A 17,705-nucleotide genomic window follows, 5' to 3' on the forward strand; every position below is an offset into this window, starting at 1 on the left:
GAATTGCTCGAGTAGTCGACTACCCGAAATCGGACCGACCGGGATGGTCCGCGGTCAGCAGCGCCACCAGCGCGCGCCGGACGGCGGCGGAGGCGGCCGCGCGGGAGAGTCCGCGCCGTTCCACCAGGTGGTGCCGGAAAGGCCAGCCGACGGTGGCATCGATCGTGTCGAGCAGCTGCTCGTCGCGTTCGCCGTCACGGGTCAGTTCGGCGTCGAATGCCTGCGCGAGCGCGGCGCGAATCCGGCTGTCGGTCAGGCGCATTCGAGCATCGAGGGCGGGCAGGTTATGCGATTCCAGCAGACCGAGCACGCGAGGGTTGCGCTGGAGCGCGAAGATATCGGCGCTCTGCTCGACGACAAGGTCGATGCGCCGGTCCAGCGGAAGCGCGGAGTCGATGGTCCTGATCAGCGCCTCGACCTGTTCGGACTGCCGGTCGACGGCGGCGATCCGCAGATCGTCGATACCGGGAAAGTGCACGAAGATGCTGCGCTCGGAGGCTCCCGCACGCTGCGCGATGTCCTTGGCCGTCGGCGCGAAGATGCCCTCCTTCACGGCGGCCAGCAGGGCGTCGATGATCGCACCCCGGGTCTGTTCCGGATTGCGGCGCCGTCGCGCGCCGGTCGTGCCGTCAGCCATGGTCGCATCCGATCACAGGTCGCGCGGACGGGCGTGGACCGGCCCGTGTCAGGCCGACATCCCGAGGCTGAATCACTATTGCAGTATCGCTGCAATAGTGCGTAAGGTCGACCGAACCCGCCGAGGGTCGGCAACTACGGGGCGAACGCCCGCGAAAGGCTAGGAGCGCGCATGGTCGAGCGAGAGAACGGCGATACCACGGGCCCGCGGGTGTCCCGGCGCGGCGTCTTCGGCGTCGGCGCGGCGGCGCTGGCGGCCGCGGGCGTCGGCGTGGGGCTCGGCGGCTGCGCGGACGACGACCAGGTGCGTCCCTCCGCGACGCCGACCGACCCGAGCGATCACATCCGTGCTGCCAACCAGCGGGCCGCCGCGACCCTGCCCTTCTCCGACACGGCCGACTTCGCCGACGCCGACCGCGGCTTCCTCGCCGCGCTCGAACCGGGCGTGGTCACCGGCGAGCAGGGAAAACTGGTGTGGGACAACGATTCCTACGCCTTCCTGCGCGAGCCCTGCCCGCAGTCGGCGCATCCGAGTCTGTGGCGGCATTCCCAGCTCACCGTGAAGCAGGGGCTGTACGAGATCGCGCCCGGCTTCTATCAGATTCGCGGTCTGGACCTGTCGAACATGACGCTGGTCGAGGGCGACACGGGCGTGATCGTGATCGATCCGCTGATCTCGGCCGAGACCGCGGCCGCCGGACTGGCGCTCTACCGCGCGCACCGCGGGGACCGTCCGGTCACCGGTCTGATCTACAGCCATTCCCACGTCGACCACTTCGGCGGTGCGCTCGGCGTGACCACCCATCGCGACGTCGCCGAGGGTCGCTGCCCCGTGCTCGCGCCCGTCGGCTTCCTGGAACACGCTGTCGCCGAGAACATCTACGCCGGAACAGCGATGGCGCGCCGCGCGGCGTACATGTACGGCGCCGCCCTGCCGCGCGGTCCGAAGGGGCAGATCGGAGCGGGCCTCGGCCAGACCACCTCGCTCGGCACCGTCACCCTGATCCTGCCCACCCTCGACATCGTCCGCACGGATCAAGAGGAGACGATCGACGGCGTCCGCATGGTGTTCCAGCTGACGCCGGGCACCGAGGCGCCGTCGGAGATGAACTTCTACTTCCCCGACCGCCGGGTGCTGTGCATGGCCGAAAACGCCACCCACACCATGCACAACATCCTGACCCTGCGCGGCGCGCTGGTCCGGGACCCGCACGTGTGGTCGAAGTACCTCACCGAATCGATCAACCGCTACGGCCGCGCCAGCGACGTGGTGTTCTCCTCCCACCACTGGCCGGTCTGGGGCACCGACCGGATCGTGGAATTCCTTTCGGCACAACGTGATCTGTACGGCTACCTCAACGACCAGACGCTGCGACTGCTCAACAAGGGTTATGTCGGCGCCGAGATCGCCGAAATGATCCAGCTGCCGCCGAATCTGACGAAAACCTGGTCCACCCAGGGCTATTACGGTTCGGTCAGCCACAACGTCAAGGCCATCTACCAGCGCTACATGGGCTGGTTCGACGGTAATCCCGCGCACCTGTGGGAACATCCGCCGGTCGAGTCCGCCAAACGCCACGTCGAGGCGATGGGCGGCGCGAAGGAGGTGCTGAAGAAGGCGCAGCGGGCCTACGACGCGGGCGACTACCGGTGGGTGGTGCAGATGGTGAACTACGTCGTCTTCGCCGACCCTGCCGATACGACGGCAAAACACTTGCAGGCCAGCGCCTTCGAACAATTGGCCTACGGCGCGGAGAACGCCACCTGGCGCAACTTCTATCTCAGCGGCGCGCACGAACTGCGCAACGGCTCGTTCGGCACACCCACCCAGGCGAATTCGACGGGCCTGCTGACCGCGCTCAGCGTGGAGCAGGCGTTCGACGCGATGTCACTGCGCGTCGACGGACCGAAGGCGTGGGACACCCGATTGGTCACCGACTGGCGGTTTCGCGACGAGAGCGATCGCACGCACCGCGTCGAACTGCGCAACGGCGTGCTGGTGCACTACGACCGCCGCCCCGACGACGGACTCCCCGCGCCGGACGCCACGATCGTCCTCACCCGCGCCACGCTGTTGCGGGCATTCCTCGCGGGCGGCGATCTGCGCGAGGCGGTGCGCAACGGCGAGATCGCGATCGAGGGCAACGCCGCGGCGCTGGCGCAGCTGCCCGGTCTGTTCGACAAACCGGATCCCGGCTTCGCCATCGTCACGCCGTGATACGGATCAGTCCGCGTCGACCACGCCGAGCACCTCTTTGCCGATCACACCGGCGAGCACCTCGGTCGAATACGCCATGAGCTGACCGGCTTCGGCATCGCGCAGGTGCCGCTGAATGGGCGAGCGCTTCAAATATCCGGAGGCGCCGCCGACCCGCACGCCGAGCTGCGCGACGTCGACGGCGACCTTGTTGGCGAGGTACTTGGCCCGCCCGAGCGTGGGCAGGAACGCCGGAATCCCGTTGTCCGCCTGCCACAGTGCACGCTCGTACAGCGCGTGCGCGGCGGCCAGCCTGGTCTGCGCGTCGGCGACCTCGTGCTGCACCCACTGCTGGTGCGACAGCGGCGCGCCGAGGATCACCCGCGACGCGGCGTGCTCGACCAGGGCGTCCAGCGCCGCGTCGGCGATGCCCAGCGACAGGGCGGGCAGCCCGGCGGGGATCACCGCGAAATCGCTCGCGTCGGGCCGTCTTCCGCGGTACTCGGCGCGCAGCACGGTCCGCTCGAAGGAGAGCAGCTGGCTACGGGTGGCGCGCAGTCCCAGTGTGTCCCAGATCGGAATGATCGACACGGTCGCGTCCGGCGCCACGCCGAAGAAGGTCGGCACGCCGTCGACCAGGGCATTGACGAACAGGTAGTCGGCGATCTCGGCGCCGGAGACGAACCGCTTGGCGCCGGTCAGCTCCCACCCGCCTGGCGCGGGGAGGGCCTCCTGCTGCGGCTGGAGGAAGCGATTGCCGCTGGCGGGTTCGGACAGCGCGTTCGCGAATCGCTTGCCCGCCAGGAACTCCTCGGCGAAGAAGGGGCCGAGCGTTTCCGCGGTGATCTCCGCCAGCGCGACGCCCGCGCCCGCGTGCATGGTCCAGATGGTCGCGGTGGAGGGGTCCGCCTTCGCCAGCGTGCGCACCAGCTGTCCGAACACCTGGTAGCTCAGGCCCGTGCCACCGACCCGCTCCGGCAGGACCGCGCGATCGACCTCGGCGTCGCGCAACGCGGTCAGGTGATCGACCGCGATCTCGGCGCGTTCGTCGTAATCGGCTGCGGCAGAGCGGAATTCCACGGCGAGTTCGCCGACGTGGTCGAGCGCGCGGCGCTCGCTCGCACGCACCGGAAAAGGACTTGGTTCGGTCACGGGGCGCTCCGGTCGCGGATCGGCGGACGGGTCGCGACCAGCCTACGCAGCGGAGGCCGTATTCGGTGCGTTCACCGCGCACGCGTGACGGGGGGCGGCTTCCAGCGGCCGTCGATCGCTTCCGGCCGCGGCGCGTACAGCCGCATCTCGAGCTCGAACTCCCCTTCGGCGGGAATCGGAAGCCAATTGCCCTGCGGCACCGCGGGTCCCGGGTCCGCGTGCTGAATCGCCAGCTCGACCGAACCGTCCGGCCCTGGCACGACCGGCACCTGATGGCCCACAGCGTAGATGCCCGCCGGGTTGGCCACCAGGAAGCCGTCCGGCCCATACGTGGTGAGCGACCAGAACGCGTCGACGGGCGGGGTCTGTCCGGCGGGGAAGCGCAGCCGAAATCGGTTGGGCGTACCGTACGTGTCCGCGTTCCCGTAATAGGTGGGATAGATCGTGTCTTCGGCGAGGTTGGCGCCCAGCCCTTGGTACGCCGATGCCGCCCGGTGCAGATACTCGGTGCCGTACGCGCCGAATTCCGGATCGTAGGTCCAGCCGTTGTCCATCCTGGTGTCGGGGTCTATGTAGACGGCGATCGACCGTTTCGCCTCGGTCGCCGCGGCTGTGAGTGTCGCATCCGAGACTCCGCGGACCCGGCCGCCGGGCTCGATCCCGATCTCGGCGAACCGCGCCATCGCCGGTTCGTCCGCGGGTGCGGGCGGATCGGTTTCCATCAGCTCGCAGAGCCGCTCGTAGTAGTGCCCGGCGCCCATGTCCGCGACCCGCTCGGCGGGCGGCTGCGACGACTTGGGCCGCCGGGTCGGCTCGGCGGGCGCGGCGCGGCCCGCGACCCAGTCGTCGAGGGACACCAGCCGCAACCCCCGCTGGATCGCTTGCGCGGCCGAAATGTCGGCGGCGCCGTCGACCTCGATGCGGCTGAGCAGCCACACGGTGGGTGTCGGCATCGGCAGCGGGGTCAGCCCCTCGGGCAAGGCGCCGGACCAGGACGGCCCGGTGATCACGTAGTCGAACGGCGGCGCGGTCACCCCCGGCCGCACCCCGGGGCGCACGCTGCTCGGATTGTGGACGGTGTTGCTCCAGGTGTCCGTGACCGTCATCAGCCAGTAGCGGTCCGGATTCATCGCCGGAACCCGCAGCGCGACAGGGCCCTTCGAGAGATCCAGCCACGCGCTGGAATACAGGGTGTCGAGGTTGAGCCGCACGACGTCGCGCCGATCCGGCGTCGGTAGCGAGTCGTCGTGCTGGAAATGGTCGACCGGTGTGCTCGCCAGCGCCGCCGTCCGCATCTCGTGCATCAGCATCAGCGGATAACCGAAGACGAATGCCTCGTTCGCGATGTCGGCGGTTTCATCGGTGGCGGCAGCACCCTCGTCGTCCGAGCGGCCGCATGCGGCGAGGCCGATGGCGGCCGTCGTCGCCCAGCCGAGCATCGTGCGGCGCGTGATCACGCGTCGAGCGCCCGACGACGACACAACATCATCTCGCTCGCTCATACCTAGTCCTCGCCCCACCGTAACGCCTGGACGGGACAGCTGTCGACGGCGAGCGCCGCCACCTCGGCGTCCGACGGCGACACCGACTCGACGAGTGGCACGACGACCCCGTCCGCGCCGACGCGGAAGAGCGCGGGCGCCAGCGCCTCGCACATGCCGTGCCCCTCGCACCTGCCGCGGTCGGCCGCGAGTCTCACGGCCGAATCCGTTCGAGCCGGATGGGCAGCCCGTCGGCGGGTGTCGGACCGGTCCCCGCCACCAGCGGCACCTGGTAGTCCGCGGGCACGGTCCAGCGGTACCGGAGGAGCATCTGGTGCAGCACGGCCTTGACCGTCATCCCGCCGAAGTAGAGCCCGATGCACTTGTGCGCTCCGCCACCGAACGGCGACCAGGCGAAGCGGTGCGCTTTGTCCTCGCGACGCTCCGGTGCGAACCGCTCGGGGTCGAAAGCCGCTGGGTCGCGCCAGAATTCGTCGGTGCGCATCATCGTGTACGGGCCGCACATGATCAGCGTTCCCTTCGGCACGTAGTGGCCGAGAATATCGGTGTCGCGCAGTGTTTCCCGGGCCTGCTGGGCGACCGGCGCGTACATCCGCAGCGCCTCCTTGAACGCCATGTCCAGCGCGGGCAGCCGGTCCAGATCGTCGTAGTCGAGCGAATCCTTTCCGAGCGCAAGGGATTCCGCGCGCAGCCGCTCCTGCCAGTCCGGATGCCTGCCCAGCTCGTGCACCAGCATGGCGGAGGCGATCGTGCTGGTGTCGTGCGCGGCCATCATCACGAAGATCATGTGCTGGACGACCTCGTCGTCGGTGAAGGTGTGCCCCTCCACGGTGCTGGCCCGGCACAGCACGCTGAACAGGTCGTTGCCTCGGCCCGCGCGTTTGACGGGGAGCTCGCGGCGGAAGTGCTCCTCGAGTACCCGGCGTCCGCGCAGCCCGCGCGCCCACACCCCGCCGGGCAGATCGGCGCGAACCAACGCCGTGCCGCCGTGCACCGCGTCCTCGAAGGCATGCTCCAGCTTGGTCCCCTCCGGCCCGAGCGCCGCGCCCGCGAACACCTCGGTGGCCTGTCGCAGCAGCAGCTTCTTGATGGCGCTGTAGACGGGAAAGTCCGTGGCCGGACGCCACTTCTGGATGCCGTCGCGCAGCAGCGGCGTGGTCAGCTCGAGATAGCCGACCAGGCGGGGGCGGGTGAACGCCTGCTGCATGATCCGGCGATGGAACAGGTGCTCGTCGAAGTCGCGCAGCAGCAGGCCGCCGCGGAAGAACGGGCCGATGAGCCATTCCCAGCCGCGCTGCGCGGAGAAGACCTTGTCCCGGTCCAGCATGACGACCTCGAACGCTGCGGGACTCCCGACCGTGACGACCGGCCTGCCGAGCACGCCCATCCACTGCACCGGGCCGAACCGCTCGAAGCGGGAGCGCGCGAACTCGATCGGATCGGCCAGGGTGTGCAAGGTGTATCCGATGCCCGGCGGTCCGAAATCGCCCAGGGTCGGGCGCAATCCGCTGTCCGCCGGCGGCTCGGCCAGTGGACGCACCCTGGTCGGATAGCGGCGCACCAAGCGGACGCCGACGCGCTGCACCCGCCAGGACAGCCGAGTACGTAGCCGCCTTGCCCCGTCGGATACCGCGCTGACTCTTGGTGGAACGAGAAGACTCATGGCCCATCCCTTCGCGACGCTGCGATGGATCGACATTATCGGAAACGCACGTTTCCGTAAACGTTTGTTTCCCAACTTGTGCTGTGCCAAGCTGGCCGGGTGACTCGCGCATTCACCGGCACTTACCGCGGGGTGTCGAGCGCCGAGCGTCGCGAGGATCGGCGCAGGCGGCTGCTCGACGCCGCGCTCGCCATCGTCGGCACGCAGGGCCTCGCGGCGCTCACCGTGCGCGGGGTCTGCGAACAGGCCAAAGTCGGTCCGAGGTTCTTCTACGAGGCGTTCCCCGATCTCGACGCACTGGCCTCCGAACTCCTGCTCGAGGTGCAGCGTTCCGCGCTCGACCGCGCCCGGACGGCCATCGCCGAGACCGAAGGCCCGCCCGCACGGCGCATCCGAGCCGGGGTGGCCGCGCTCATCACCGAACTCACCGACGACCCGCGCCGAGCGAAGATCGTCTTCGCTCAGGCATACGGCAACGAGGCGCTGATGCGCACCCGCTTCGCGGGCATGCGCACGGTCGCCGCCACCATCATCGAGCAGACCCGCATCGTCCTGGATCTCCCCGAGGGGCAGGAAACGGCGGTCGCCGCGACTTCCCAGCTCATCACCGGCGGCGCCGCCGAACTGGTGCTCGTCTGGCTGGACGGCGGGCTCGACATCGACCGGGACGGCCTGATCGATCTGCTCGCCGATTTCACCATCGCGATGATCGATCGACTGCCCGGGGTGGCCGGTCGACTCAACGGCACCGCCTGATCGCGCACGATCGCGCGGTCAACCGAGCACATTCGATCACCCGCGGTGGTTGCCGGCGATTCGCGCGTGGGCGTACTCGCCGCCGAGACATAACGTCCTACGGCCCTGCGGCCGTTGAATCATGATGCTGGCGAATGTGTTTCACCACGTCGACCGGACGGTTAGGCCACACGGGCCGAGCCTTGGCTATACACTCTTTTACAGGTCAGTTCTCCTCGTAATTGCCGAATTGACCCCGGACACAAGATGTCCCGACCTATGACCGGCTGTTCTCTTCTGATTACGTTGGGAGGCAAGATGATCGATCACAGCTCACCGGTCCGGCCGACCCGCGTCCCCACCGGAGGTGCAGGATGATCGAGAGCGCGTACGCGGCCGAGGCGGCAGACACCACCGAACCGCGTCATCGCACCATTACCGACCCCGACGGCCCTGGCGAGCGTTTGCGGGGCAATCGCATGTGGACGGTCTCGGCCGTCGTCGTCGAGGCCGACGGCCCGAGTCCGCGCCACGGCGTGGTCGCGGGCGCCGACCTCGGCGACGCGGCCGAGCAGCTGTGTGAGTACCTGCCCGAGACGGGCTCCGACGAGGATTACTACCTGGTGGCCAGGCAGGTTCCGTTGGTCACGCACGGTCCGCGCAGCGGCGGCCAGATTCCGCGCCGCACCTGGGTCAGCCCGATCCAGCGCGACGACGATACGGGCCAGGCGACCTACGGGCGCTGGACACGCGCCGAGGAGCATCCACACTTCCGGCTGCACGGACCGCACGTCACCAACTGAGCGCGGCCCGGCGGGTTCACGCCGAGCGCCGCATCCGGTGGTCGGCGACGTGCACCCGGTTGGAGCAGCGCGGCGAACAGAAGCGACGCCGGCCGTTGCGGGAGGTGTCCACGAAGACCACCGCGCAGCCCTGGCGTGCGCAGCGGCCGATGCGTTGGGGGTCTTCGCAGAACAGCGCCGCGAGACCGGCCGCCGTATAGGCCTTCACCCGCTCGTCGGTCGGCGCGTCCTCGTGCGCGTAGTGCAGGTGCGGCGGACGACCGTCGTGCGTGGAAATGTAAGGGCGACTGGTTGTTTCGGCCAGTAGCGCGTTGAGCTGCGGCACCGAGGGCGCGTCGAACACCTCGGCGAGCCGCGCGATCCAGCGACGCAAATCCGCGGTCTGCTCCGCGTCGAGCGAACCCAGCGGCTTGTATCCCGCCGCGTCGAGCACCTCGAGCAGGTCCGTTTCCGGATCGGCGTTCACCAGCCGGGCGGCCAGTTCCGCCGCCGTGCCGCCGTAAGGGTTGAAATGCACAAAGTCATTACATCAGGCTGAGATCATGTCCGCCACCTGCCCTTCCTGCGCTTGGCCCTCCCCCACTGTCGTGTCCGCGCACGGCGCCGTCCGCTATCTGCGCTGTGTGTGCGGGCGCTGGTTGATCAGCCAGGACGGCGCGGTGATCGCCGCGGCGGGCGACAGTTCGCTGGCCGAACCGGCCAGGTGATCCGTCAGGCCGAGTGCGGCCCGCGCGGCGAGCGACCCGCCTTGTCCCGGTACATGGCGGTATCCACCGCGTGCATGAGCGCGTCGACCGCTCTCGGCCGGTCGACCACGTACACCGTGCCGACGCTGGCGCCGACGTGCACGGGATGCCCGGCCACCCGCAACGGTGTCGCCAGTGCGGCGCGCAGTTCGTTCGCGACCGCCGCCAGCTGCGGCTCTCCCGCACAGCGCTCGATCAGCACGATGAATTCGTCGCCGCCGATACGGGCCGCGAGGCCCGCGCGCGGCTCGGCGGCGGCCCGCAGGCGCTGGGCCACTTCGTGCAGCACCCGATCTCCGACGGTGTGTCCCCACTCGTCGTTGACGGCCTTGAAACCGTCCAAGTCCAGGTAGCACAGGCCGATCGGCGGCACGGCGCCGGCGAGCCGGTCGAAGAACAGCAACCGATTGGGCAGGCCGGTCAGGTCGTCGTGGTGGGCGTCGTGCCAGAGCCGGTCGGCCAGCTGCTTGCGTTCGGTGACGTCGACGGCTACGCCGATCAGGAATTGGATCCGCCCTTCGGCGTCGCGCACGGCCGACATCGACAGGTCGATGTGGGCCAATCCGCCGTCGGGGCGCACGTGCGGGGTCTCCAAGCGGAACCGATCGGTTTCCCCCGCCAGCATGCGCCGGAACTGACCGTAGGCGTGGCCGATGTTGGCCGGACCGAGCAGGTCGGCCACCGGACGGCCCGGCATGTGTTGCTGTGGCAGGCCGAGCATCTCGGCGAAGGCGGCGTTCACCGCGAGGACATGCCCGGTGACGTCGACAGTGCCGATACCGACCGAGGCGCCCGCGAACACCGCCTCGAATCGGGCCTCCGACAGTTGCCGCCGCACCTCGGCGTCCCGTGCCGCGGCCAGCGCCGCACCGAGGGTCGCCTCCTGTTCGACGAGCGCGGCGGCGCGCAGCGCGCCGGTACAGCCCGCGGCGAACTCCGCGGCCACGGCGACGGCGCGATCGCGCACCTGGTCGTAATCGAGGCCGTCCGGGGTGCAGACCTCCTCGACCATGTCGTGGCAGATCACCGCGATCGAACGACTGACGACGAGCGAGTCGCGATAGTTCGCGGCGACCAGCACAACGGCCGCGTCGTGCGCGTTGCGCAGGTCGGCGTCGCCGCGGATGGCGGCGACGAGGAGTTCGGCGAGATCGGCGAGCATCGCTTCCGTCTCGGTCCGCGTGAGCGTGGGGGCGACGACGCCGTCGAGCGCGTCCGCCCATCGCAACGCCAGCTCACGCAGTCCCACTACTCTTCCCGCCTCAGCCCTTGCGACCCACGCCCGCGAGACCGAGCGATCGGCCGGGCGCCTCGTGGTGATCGCGCTCGGATTCCGGGCGCCAGGCGGGTAGCTCGACCACGCCCGGTTCCACCAGGTCCCATCCGTCGAACATAGCCGCGATCGCGGCGGCTGGGCGGAAATGAATCCCGACCTTGTTCTGCTGGGCCGCGTTGGCGCCGAGCTGTGCGGCGTCCTCGGGCCGCAGCTCGGAGGTCAGGTGCGAGATCGCCAGGTAGGAACCGCTCGGCACGGCGTCGCGCACCGCGGCGACCCGCTCGGCGGGCGCGTCGTCGTCGGAGAGCAGATGCAGCACCGCCACCATCAGCACGCCGACGGGCTGCTCGAAGTCGATCAATCCGGTGTCGCGGGCTTTGCCGAGCAGTTCCTCGGGCTTGCGCAGATCGGCCTCGATCGCCGCGGCGCGATCGTGGCCGCGCAGGATCGCCTTCGAGTGCGCGACGGCGACGGGGTCGATGTCGGCGTAGAGCACGCGGATCTCGGGGTCGATCTTCTGCGCCACCTCGTGCACGTTGCCCGCCGTGGGAATGCCGGAGCCGATGTCGAGGAACTGGCGAACGCCCGCCTCTACCAGGAAGCGCACCGCCCTGCGTAGGAAGGCCCGGTTGCTCAGGGCGACTCGCGGAAGGTCGGGAACCAGCTGCTTGCCCAGTTCGGCGGCCTTGCGGTCGACATCGAAATTGTGCGAGCCCCCGAGTAGCGCGTCGTACATCCGTGCCGGGCTCGCCTGCTGCATATCCACGCCCTCGGGCGCCCACGCCGGCCTGTCCATCGAATACCCCTTTGTGTCGGGCCTTCCGAGTGACCGGAAGGCGCGCACCGCGCGGATGATTCGGTCGATCACCCGAGAGATGCGTCCGCATCGTAACCGCAGGTCCGAACGACAGTGCACCGCAGAAGATCACAGTTGCGCACCGCGGTGGCGCGCCCGATGCGGATACCCGCGAGGCAGCCCTTTTACACCTATGGATGCAGACATGCGCATGTCTGCAAGGTAGGTTAGGCTATGCGACGGCAGCCGTCCGAAACGGAAGGAACGTTCGACCATGGGAGATCAGTGCGGGTCGCCGCGACCGACGAACACCGCGGCGGAAGAGCATGCGTGCGCGGAGGATCGTCGGCATTCCCATGATCACAGCCACGACCACGGCAGCGGGCACCACCACGACCACGGCGTGTCCGCGGACTCCGACCCGCGCTGGCTGAGCATCGCGCTGGCACTGATCGTCGCGTTCATGGCGGCGGAGGTGGTGGTCGGTCTGCTCGCGCACTCGCTGGCACTGATCACCGACGCCGCGCACATGCTCACCGACGCCGCCTCGATCGTCCTCGCGCTGATCGCCATCCGGCTCTCCAAACGACCGGCGCGCGGACGGTACACCTACGGGTACAAGCGCGCGGAGATCCTCTCGGCGCAGGCCAACGGCATCACCCTGCTGCTGCTCGCGGCGTGGTTCGTCTACGAGGGCGTCAACCGGCTGATCCACCCGCCGGACGTGGAAGGTCCGCTGGTTTTCGTCACCGCGCTGATCGGCATCGTCGTCAACATCATCGCCGCGTGGTGCATCAGCCGCGCCAACCGCACCAGCCTCAATGTCGAAGGCGCCTTCCAGCACATCCTCAACGACCTGTACGCGTTCATCGGCACGGCCATCGCGGGCGCGGTGGTGTGGCTGGCGGGCTACCCCCGCGCCGACGCCATCGCCGCGCTCGTGGTCGCCGCGCTGATGGTGAAGGCGGGATGGGCGCTGGTTCGCGAATCGGGGCGGATCTTCCTGGAGGCCGCGCCCGCCCACCTCGATCCCGACGCCATCGGCGCACGCATCGTCACCCTTCCGCAAGTCACCGAGGTGCACGATTTGCACGTGTGGGTGATCACCTCGGGCGAGCCGTCGCTGTCGGCGCACATCCTTGTCGACGATCGAGCCGACTGCCATGCCGTGCGGTTGGGCATCGAGCGGGTGCTGCTCGCGGAGTTCGGGTTGGAACACACGACGTTGCAGGTCGACCATGTTTCGGAGTTGGATTCGGTGGCGGCGGATTTGCACTGCGCGGAGCCGCACGGGCGGGTGCATCGCTCTTGAGGTGGGTCGACGGGGCAAGCTGCCCCGGTAGCGCGTGGTCATCACAGTGCGATCGGTATGAGGCGATCCCAACCGAACCACCGGTTCACCGGGGAGCGGATGCTCGCGGTTCGGTGCGACGATCCCGGATCGCCTGCGCCACTTCCTCCACCGCGGTGCGCACCATCGTGCCGTACTGGTCCTCGCCGAGCGTGTGCAGATATTCGCGGGCGGCGTCGATCTGCTGCCGGGCGGCTTCGAAGGAGCCGAGGCGGCGGTAGTTGTCGGCGAGGTTCAGGTGCAGGGAGGGGTAGAAGCCGCGCACCGCGAGGCCCGCGTGGTGGCGGCGGACGCGTTCGTCGGTGAGGCTGTCCGCGGCGTCGAGCGCGCGGAGGTCCCAGGTGAGGGCCTGCGCGGCGTCGTCGTGCAGGTCGGCGAGGTAGTGCGCGAGAGTGCAGCGGTGCAGGGGATCGCCCTGGGGGCCGAGTTCGGTCCAGAGTGCGGTCAGCGTGGCGCGAGCGGTATCGCGGTCGCCCGCTCGGCCGAGCTCGACAGCATGGGTGATGGCGTCCATGGTGGCGTCGGTCTGATCGGTCATCGGATGGGGTCCTCCGTGCTCGGGACGAATGTAGGCATGACGAGGGTGGTGAGATCACCGTCGGTCGCCGAACGGACGACGACGGGCTGGTCGGGTGCGGCGAGATCGAGCATCAGGTCCGGCCCGAGCGCGCTCACCACGGCGGAGCGCAGCACCGTGGACCGGAAGGCGAGTTTCATCGGTGCGCCGGTGACGACAGCGGACAGCCGGGTGGTGGCCGCACTCGCGACAACGAGACCGGATGCGTCGATGGTGCACACCACGATGTCGCCCGCCGCTTCCAGCAGCTCGACGAGGGCGGCGCGAGCCACCAGCATTCGGGTGCGGACCGGGGGCAGTCCGTCGAGCACCGCGCGGTAGTCGGGGAAGGGTTGCTCGATTCCGGTGCAGTGGTGCTCGATTTCTCCGCAAGTGAGGGCGATTCCGGATTCGCTCGGTGCGAGAACCACTTCCTCGATCGTGTCCAGCCATGGGCACAGCGGCGCAAGCTTCGCGGCTTCGACCACCACCGACCACTCCTCGCCGCCGTCTCGCAGCGGTGCGAGGGTGCGCGTCGAGAGGCGGTAGCGGTCGGTCGCGGTGAGGGTGAGTGCGGTCGAATCCGCTTCCAGCAGTACCCCGGCGAGCACCGGCACGGTGTCATCGACCGCCGCGGCCGTGCCGACTTGTCCTATGGCGCGCGCCAATTCGGCCGCGGGCACCGCGATGCCGCGCCCCGCGCCGAGGGCCCGCTTGACCTGCGCTGCCACCCGAGCAGCGGTGTCGGCCCGGCGCGCCAGTTCGGCGACGTGCGCGTCGAGTAAGCGTTCGGCGCGGCCCGGATCGCCGGACAACACCTCGGTGATCGTCTCCAACGACAGGTCGATGCCTCGCAGCCGCCGGATCAGCACCGCCCGCTCGCACTGCGACCGCGTGTAATACCGGTACCCGGTCACCGCGTCGACCTCGGCGGGTACCAGCAGTCCGCAGTCACCGTAGAACCGCAGAGCGCTCGCCGTCAGCCCGCTGGCCCGCGCCAACGCCCCGATGGTGATCAACTGCTCGATCCTGGAACTCCGCACCGGGCCATAATGGAGTCTCAACCAACATGAAGGTCAACCGCGCCAGCTACCGAGCGGCGGGTCGTCGAGCTGCCGACAACTGATTCCACTCGAACCGCAGCCGCTCATCCCCGGTCAACCCAACCGCACCCCTCTCCACCTCCTCCCGACGCCCGCGCTCCAGCTTCTCGAACGCACTCACCACCATCCGATGCTCCCCACGCCGATACCGCCAAACCCCCACCACCTCCCCATCGACCAGCACCGCCCCCGGCGCCGACAACGCCCGCCACACCTCCCGGCGCCGAGCACTATCCGGAACGAGCAAGGCCCGATCGGCTTGCCGCAGATACGGATCCCCGGGCGGAACCAGCACCACCCCCTCCGGCGCAACCGCCCCCAACACCGCGTCGACCAGCGATTCCGGCATCTCGTACCGCCGGTCGTCCACCTGCACGCGCACCAGCGTGCCCGCCACCTCCCTCCACGCCTCGTCGACGCCGACGCCGAGCCAATCGCGGAAGAGTGGGCGGGTGGTGGGGCCGTTCACCCGGAAGAACGCGCGCAGCAGGGCGAGGCGCGGCTGTTGGACGCCGACGGCGGGGTGATCCGGGGTCGGGTACAGCATGGTCGCGCGGTTCACCTCCGGGCCGAGCACGATCTGCGCGTGGCAGCCCGCCGCGCGAAACAGTCCGTCCGGTACGTGCGTCGCGCGGCAGCGGTCGCACCACCGTGTCAGCGCGGGTGACACGCGCGCGGTCACCGCGGTGCTGGCGGCGGATTTCGGGGTCGGTCCGGTGACGACGGCGCGCAGCGCCGCGGCGATCTCGGCGACGGCCTCGGCGTGCGCCGCGCCGCCCTCGTCGGAGACGCGCGGCGCGAGTGCGTCGCGCAGCACGTCCAGCTGGGCGACCCGGTGCGCGTGCGGGGCGCCGCGCAACGTCCACCAGCTCACCAGTGGTCCGGACGGGTCGATGGCTCGCGCCAAAGACGTGGACCCGATGCGGTCCGTGCGCTGGCGCAGCGAGTAGGCGGCGCCGCCGAAGCGGCCGTCCTGGAAGCCGAGTAGTAGCAGGTCGTCCAGAAACCCGCCGTTGGTTCGCCCGTTCAGTCCGTGGCCGCGCCAGCGGTAGCCGAGCCACTGCGCGCGGCCGACGGCGATCGCCTTGGCCATCGCCCCACCATAGAGCCGCGACCGTCAGTATTCGTCGGTTCGCCAGGTCGACACCGCCCAGATCACCACGATGCTGAGGGCGATGATCAGGATGGACCAGTACGGGTAGTACGGCAGCGACGCGAAGTTCGCGATGATCGCGATCGCCGCGATGACGATCGCCGCGATCCTGCCCCAGGTGCTTCCGGTCATCAGGCCGATCGCGCAGACCACCAGGATGGCGCCGATCACGATATGGATCCAGCCCCAGGTCGAGATGTCGAACTGGTACACGTACTCGGGACCGACGACGAACAGTTCGTCGTCGACGACGGCCGAGATGCCCTCCAAGATCTGCAGTACGCCCACGGTCAGCAGCAGGATCGCGGCGCCGATGGAGGTGCCCGCGGCGATGCCCTGGCGAACCGGGTGTCGGGTTTCCGGTGTGGTCATCTGCATTCCCTTCCGCGAAGGAGAAACCTGGATGTCCATCCCAGCGGGTGCACCCGCGGAATACCTCACCCGTTTCGGGTGAGGATTCGCGATCAGCGCGCCGCGGCGGACACCGGCACGCGGTGCGCGCGCGGCGTCGGCTTCAGCGTCTTGTTCAGATTCGTGCGCAGGGTCGTGGCCGAATCCAGCAGATAGTTCTGGCGGACCTTCCACGGGTGCCGCTCGCCCTGGCGCGGGAACTCGTCGATGGAGCGCTGGACGTAGCCGGAGGCCAGATCGAGCAGCGGCTGCTCGGTGAGAACGTGATCCGGCTCGGGGACGACGGCCGCGTAGTCGTTGGCGTCCATGTGCCGCAGCACCTTGCAGACCAGCCGGGAGGTCAGGTCGGCGCGCAGTGTCCACGAGGCGTTGGTGTACCCGATGCAGACCGCGAAGTTGGGCACGCCGGTGAGCATCGCGCCCTGCCAGACGAACTGCTCGGACAGCCGCACCGGCACGCCGTCGACGTGCGGCGTGATGCCGCCGAAGGCGAGTAGCCGCAACCCGGTCGCCGTGACGACGATGTCGGCCTCGAGCACCCGGCCGGACTTCAGCCGGATGCCTTCGGGCACGAAACTGTCGATGTGGTCGGTGACGACCTCCGCCTTGCCCTTCTTCATCGCCTTGAAGAAGTCGGCGTCCGGTACAGCGCACAGCCGCTGGTCCCACGGGTCGTAGCTGGGTGTGAAGTGCTCGGCGACGGCCCGCTCGTCTTTGAGGATGCGCGTGGTGAGACCGATGAGCAGCTTGCGCGCGGATTCGGGACGACGGCGGCAGTACTGATAGAAGCCCGTGCTGAACAGGATGTTCTTGGTGCGGATCACCCGGTGCGCCAGGCGCGGCGGCAGCAGTTCGCGGATCTTGTCGGCCAGCTTGTCACGCCCGGGGACGGCGCTGATCCAGGTCGGGCTGCGCTGCAACATCGTCACCAGCTCGGCCTGCTCGGCCATCGACGGCACCAACGTGACCGCGGTGGCGCCGCTGCCGATCACCACGACCCGCTTGCCCGCGTAGTCGAGGCCCTCCGGCCAGAACTGGGGGTGCACGATCCGCCCGGCGAAGCTGTCGGCGCCGGGGAACTCCGGCGCATGGCCGCGCTCGTAGTCGTAGTAGCCCGCGCAGGCGTAGAGGAAGCCGCAGGTGAGGGTGCGCTCGACGGTGTTTCCCGCTGCGTCGCGCTCGGCGAGGGTGAGGGTCCACCGGGACTCGGCGCTGGACCAGTCGGCCGAGAGCACCTTGGTGCGGAAGCGGATGTGACGGTCGATGCCGTTCTCGGCCGCCGTCTCACTGATGTAGCGCAGGATCGAGGGCCCGTCGGCGATCGACTTCGCGTCGCGCCAGGGCTTGAACGGGTAGCCGAGGGTGAACATGTCCGAATCCGAGCGGATTCCCGGGTAGCGGAACAGATCCCAGGTGCCGCCGAGACCGTCGCGCGCCTCGAGCACGGCGTAACTCTTGCCGGGGCATTCGGTCTGGAGCCGGTAGGCGGCGCCGATGCCGGACAGGCCCGCGCCGACGATCACGACGTCAAGGTGGTCCGGTACGACTGCGGTGTCGGTCATGGCCTCCAGTGTGCGGATCCGATCGGCCACCTTCTTGACTTCACGCGACAACTATTTGATTCT

18 protein-coding genes are annotated in these 17,705 nt (G+C 69.2%); 5 read left to right on the forward strand and 13 right to left on the reverse strand.

Features of this window, described 5'->3' with window-relative positions; all coding sequences use genetic code 11:
• Window positions 1–19: 19 nt before the first annotated feature.
• Window positions 20–637: a TetR/AcrR family transcriptional regulator gene (locus AB0H49_RS17340; protein ID WP_357252436.1), complete on the reverse strand. Its 618-nt coding sequence runs from the start codon at window positions 635–637 to the stop codon at window positions 20–22.
• A gap of 171 nt (window positions 638–808) precedes the next feature.
• Between AB0H49_RS17340 and AB0H49_RS17345 the strand changes: the two genes are divergently transcribed.
• Window positions 809–2,854, forward strand: coding sequence for an alkyl sulfatase dimerization domain-containing protein (locus AB0H49_RS17345; RefSeq protein WP_357252439.1), 2,046 nt, complete (start codon window positions 809–811; stop codon window positions 2,852–2,854).
• 6 nt (window positions 2,855–2,860) lie between these two features.
• Here AB0H49_RS17345 and AB0H49_RS17350 read toward each other — a convergent pair whose 3' ends face one another.
• From AB0H49_RS17350 to AB0H49_RS17365, 4 genes are all read right to left on the reverse strand, one after another.
• Entirely contained in the window at window positions 2,861–3,985 is a 1,125-nt protein-coding gene (locus AB0H49_RS17350; RefSeq protein ID WP_355001033.1) for an acyl-CoA dehydrogenase family protein, read from the reverse strand.
• A 71-nt stretch (window positions 3,986–4,056) separates the two neighbouring features.
• The gene (locus AB0H49_RS17355) at window positions 4,057–5,487 is read right to left on the reverse strand and encodes a DUF1254 domain-containing protein (protein WP_357252442.1); all 1,431 of its coding nucleotides are present in this window, start codon (window positions 5,485–5,487) and stop codon (window positions 4,057–4,059) included.
• A gap of 2 nt (window positions 5,488–5,489) precedes the next feature.
• Complete coding sequence (locus AB0H49_RS17360) at window positions 5,490–5,684, reverse strand: ferredoxin (RefSeq protein ID WP_355001035.1); 195 nt, start codon at window positions 5,682–5,684, stop codon at window positions 5,490–5,492.
• Window positions 5,681–7,150 (reverse strand): cytochrome P450, encoded by a 1,470-nt coding sequence (locus AB0H49_RS17365; protein ID WP_357252445.1) that lies wholly within the window; start codon window positions 7,148–7,150, stop codon window positions 5,681–5,683. The genes AB0H49_RS17360 and AB0H49_RS17365 overlap by 4 nt, the downstream gene beginning before the upstream one ends.
• Window positions 7,151–7,249: 99 nt before the next feature.
• On the opposite strand from AB0H49_RS17365, the gene AB0H49_RS17370 reads away from it, so the two are divergent.
• Window positions 7,250–7,906, forward strand: coding sequence for a TetR/AcrR family transcriptional regulator (locus AB0H49_RS17370; RefSeq protein WP_355001037.1), 657 nt, complete (start codon window positions 7,250–7,252; stop codon window positions 7,904–7,906).
• Between the two features lie 353 nt (window positions 7,907–8,259).
• On the forward strand, window positions 8,260–8,688 hold the full coding sequence (locus AB0H49_RS17375) for a hypothetical protein (protein WP_355001038.1): 429 nt from the start codon (window positions 8,260–8,262) through the stop codon (window positions 8,686–8,688).
• 16 nt (window positions 8,689–8,704) lie between these two features.
• Here the strand turns inward: AB0H49_RS17375 and AB0H49_RS17380 are convergent, their stop codons facing one another.
• A complete protein-coding gene (locus AB0H49_RS17380) occupies window positions 8,705–9,205 on the reverse strand; it encodes a CGNR zinc finger domain-containing protein (protein WP_357252450.1) in 501 nt (166 codons plus the stop codon).
• Window positions 9,206–9,230: 25 nt separating this feature from the next.
• Here AB0H49_RS17380 and AB0H49_RS17385 point away from each other — a divergent pair, with 25 nt between their 5' ends.
• On the forward strand, window positions 9,231–9,395 hold the full coding sequence (locus AB0H49_RS17385) for a hypothetical protein (protein WP_355001040.1): 165 nt from the start codon (window positions 9,231–9,233) through the stop codon (window positions 9,393–9,395).
• A 4-nt stretch (window positions 9,396–9,399) separates the two neighbouring features.
• Here the strand turns inward: AB0H49_RS17385 and AB0H49_RS17390 are convergent, their stop codons facing one another.
• Both AB0H49_RS17390 and AB0H49_RS17395 read right to left on the reverse strand, forming a co-directional pair.
• On the reverse strand, window positions 9,400–10,683 hold the full coding sequence (locus AB0H49_RS17390; protein WP_357252453.1) for a sensor domain-containing diguanylate cyclase: 1,284 nt from the start codon (window positions 10,681–10,683) through the stop codon (window positions 9,400–9,402).
• A gap of 13 nt (window positions 10,684–10,696) precedes the next feature.
• The gene (locus AB0H49_RS17395; RefSeq protein ID WP_355001042.1) at window positions 10,697–11,506 is read right to left on the reverse strand and encodes an SAM-dependent methyltransferase; all 810 of its coding nucleotides are present in this window, start codon (window positions 11,504–11,506) and stop codon (window positions 10,697–10,699) included.
• Window positions 11,507–11,909: 403 nt separating this feature from the next.
• On the opposite strand from AB0H49_RS17395, the gene AB0H49_RS17400 reads away from it, so the two are divergent.
• A complete protein-coding gene (locus AB0H49_RS17400) occupies window positions 11,910–12,818 on the forward strand; it encodes a cation diffusion facilitator family transporter (RefSeq protein ID WP_355001165.1) in 909 nt (302 codons plus the stop codon).
• Between the two features lie 85 nt (window positions 12,819–12,903).
• Here the strand turns inward: AB0H49_RS17400 and AB0H49_RS17405 are convergent, their stop codons facing one another.
• The 5 genes from AB0H49_RS17405 to AB0H49_RS17425 all read right to left on the reverse strand — a co-directional run bounded on the left by AB0H49_RS17405 (window position 12,904) and on the right by AB0H49_RS17425 (window position 17,642).
• The gene (locus AB0H49_RS17405; protein WP_357252456.1) at window positions 12,904–13,395 is read right to left on the reverse strand and encodes a hypothetical protein; all 492 of its coding nucleotides are present in this window, start codon (window positions 13,393–13,395) and stop codon (window positions 12,904–12,906) included.
• Window positions 13,392–14,456 carry a MerR family transcriptional regulator gene (locus tag AB0H49_RS17410; RefSeq protein ID WP_357252459.1) on the reverse strand — a complete coding sequence of 355 codons (1,065 nt, stop codon included), beginning with the start codon at window positions 14,454–14,456 and terminating at the stop codon, window positions 13,392–13,394. The genes AB0H49_RS17405 and AB0H49_RS17410 overlap by 4 nt, the downstream gene beginning before the upstream one ends.
• Window positions 14,457–14,502: 46 nt before the next feature.
• The gene (locus tag AB0H49_RS17415; protein WP_357252462.1) at window positions 14,503–15,609 is read right to left on the reverse strand and encodes a crosslink repair DNA glycosylase YcaQ family protein; all 1,107 of its coding nucleotides are present in this window, start codon (window positions 15,607–15,609) and stop codon (window positions 14,503–14,505) included.
• A 24-nt stretch (window positions 15,610–15,633) separates the two neighbouring features.
• On the reverse strand, window positions 15,634–16,047 hold the full coding sequence (locus AB0H49_RS17420) for a hypothetical protein (protein ID WP_357252465.1): 414 nt from the start codon (window positions 16,045–16,047) through the stop codon (window positions 15,634–15,636).
• A gap of 86 nt (window positions 16,048–16,133) precedes the next feature.
• Window positions 16,134–17,642: an NAD(P)/FAD-dependent oxidoreductase gene (locus AB0H49_RS17425; protein WP_357252466.1), complete on the reverse strand. Its 1,509-nt coding sequence runs from the start codon at window positions 17,640–17,642 to the stop codon at window positions 16,134–16,136.
• Between the last annotated feature and the right edge of the window lie 63 nt (window positions 17,643–17,705).

This window comes from Nocardia sp. NPDC050713 (genome assembly GCF_040654315.1).
Lineage (GTDB): Bacteria > Actinomycetota > Actinomycetes > Mycobacteriales > Mycobacteriaceae > Nocardia.

Bases quoted from the DNA above. Each gene is read 5' to 3' on its own strand.
- AB0H49_RS17395 (WP_355001042.1), bottom strand. From the start codon at position 11,506: ATGGACAGGCCGGCGTGGGCGCCCGAGGGCGTGGATATGCAGCAGGCG.
- AB0H49_RS17355 (WP_357252442.1), bottom strand. From the start codon at position 5,487: ATGAGCGAGCGAGATGATGTTGTGTCGTCGTCGGGCGCTCGACGCGTG.
- AB0H49_RS17415 (WP_357252462.1), bottom strand. From the start codon at position 15,609: ATGGCCAAGGCGATCGCCGTCGGCCGCGCGCAGTGGCTCGGCTACCGC.
- AB0H49_RS17425 (WP_357252466.1), bottom strand. From the start codon at position 17,642: ATGACCGACACCGCAGTCGTACCGGACCACCTTGACGTCGTGATCGTC.
- AB0H49_RS17345 (WP_357252439.1), top strand. From the start codon at position 809: ATGGTCGAGCGAGAGAACGGCGATACCACGGGCCCGCGGGTGTCCCGG.
- AB0H49_RS17340 (WP_357252436.1), bottom strand. From the start codon at position 637: ATGGCTGACGGCACGACCGGCGCGCGACGGCGCCGCAATCCGGAACAG.
- AB0H49_RS17365 (WP_357252445.1), bottom strand. From the start codon at position 7,150: ATGAGTCTTCTCGTTCCACCAAGAGTCAGCGCGGTATCCGACGGGGCA.
- AB0H49_RS17405 (WP_357252456.1), bottom strand. From the start codon at position 13,395: ATGACCGATCAGACCGACGCCACCATGGACGCCATCACCCATGCTGTC.
- AB0H49_RS17385 (WP_355001040.1), top strand. From the start codon at position 9,231: ATGTCCGCCACCTGCCCTTCCTGCGCTTGGCCCTCCCCCACTGTCGTG.
- AB0H49_RS17375 (WP_355001038.1), top strand. From the start codon at position 8,260: ATGATCGAGAGCGCGTACGCGGCCGAGGCGGCAGACACCACCGAACCG.
- AB0H49_RS17420 (WP_357252465.1), bottom strand. From the start codon at position 16,047: ATGCAGATGACCACACCGGAAACCCGACACCCGGTTCGCCAGGGCATC.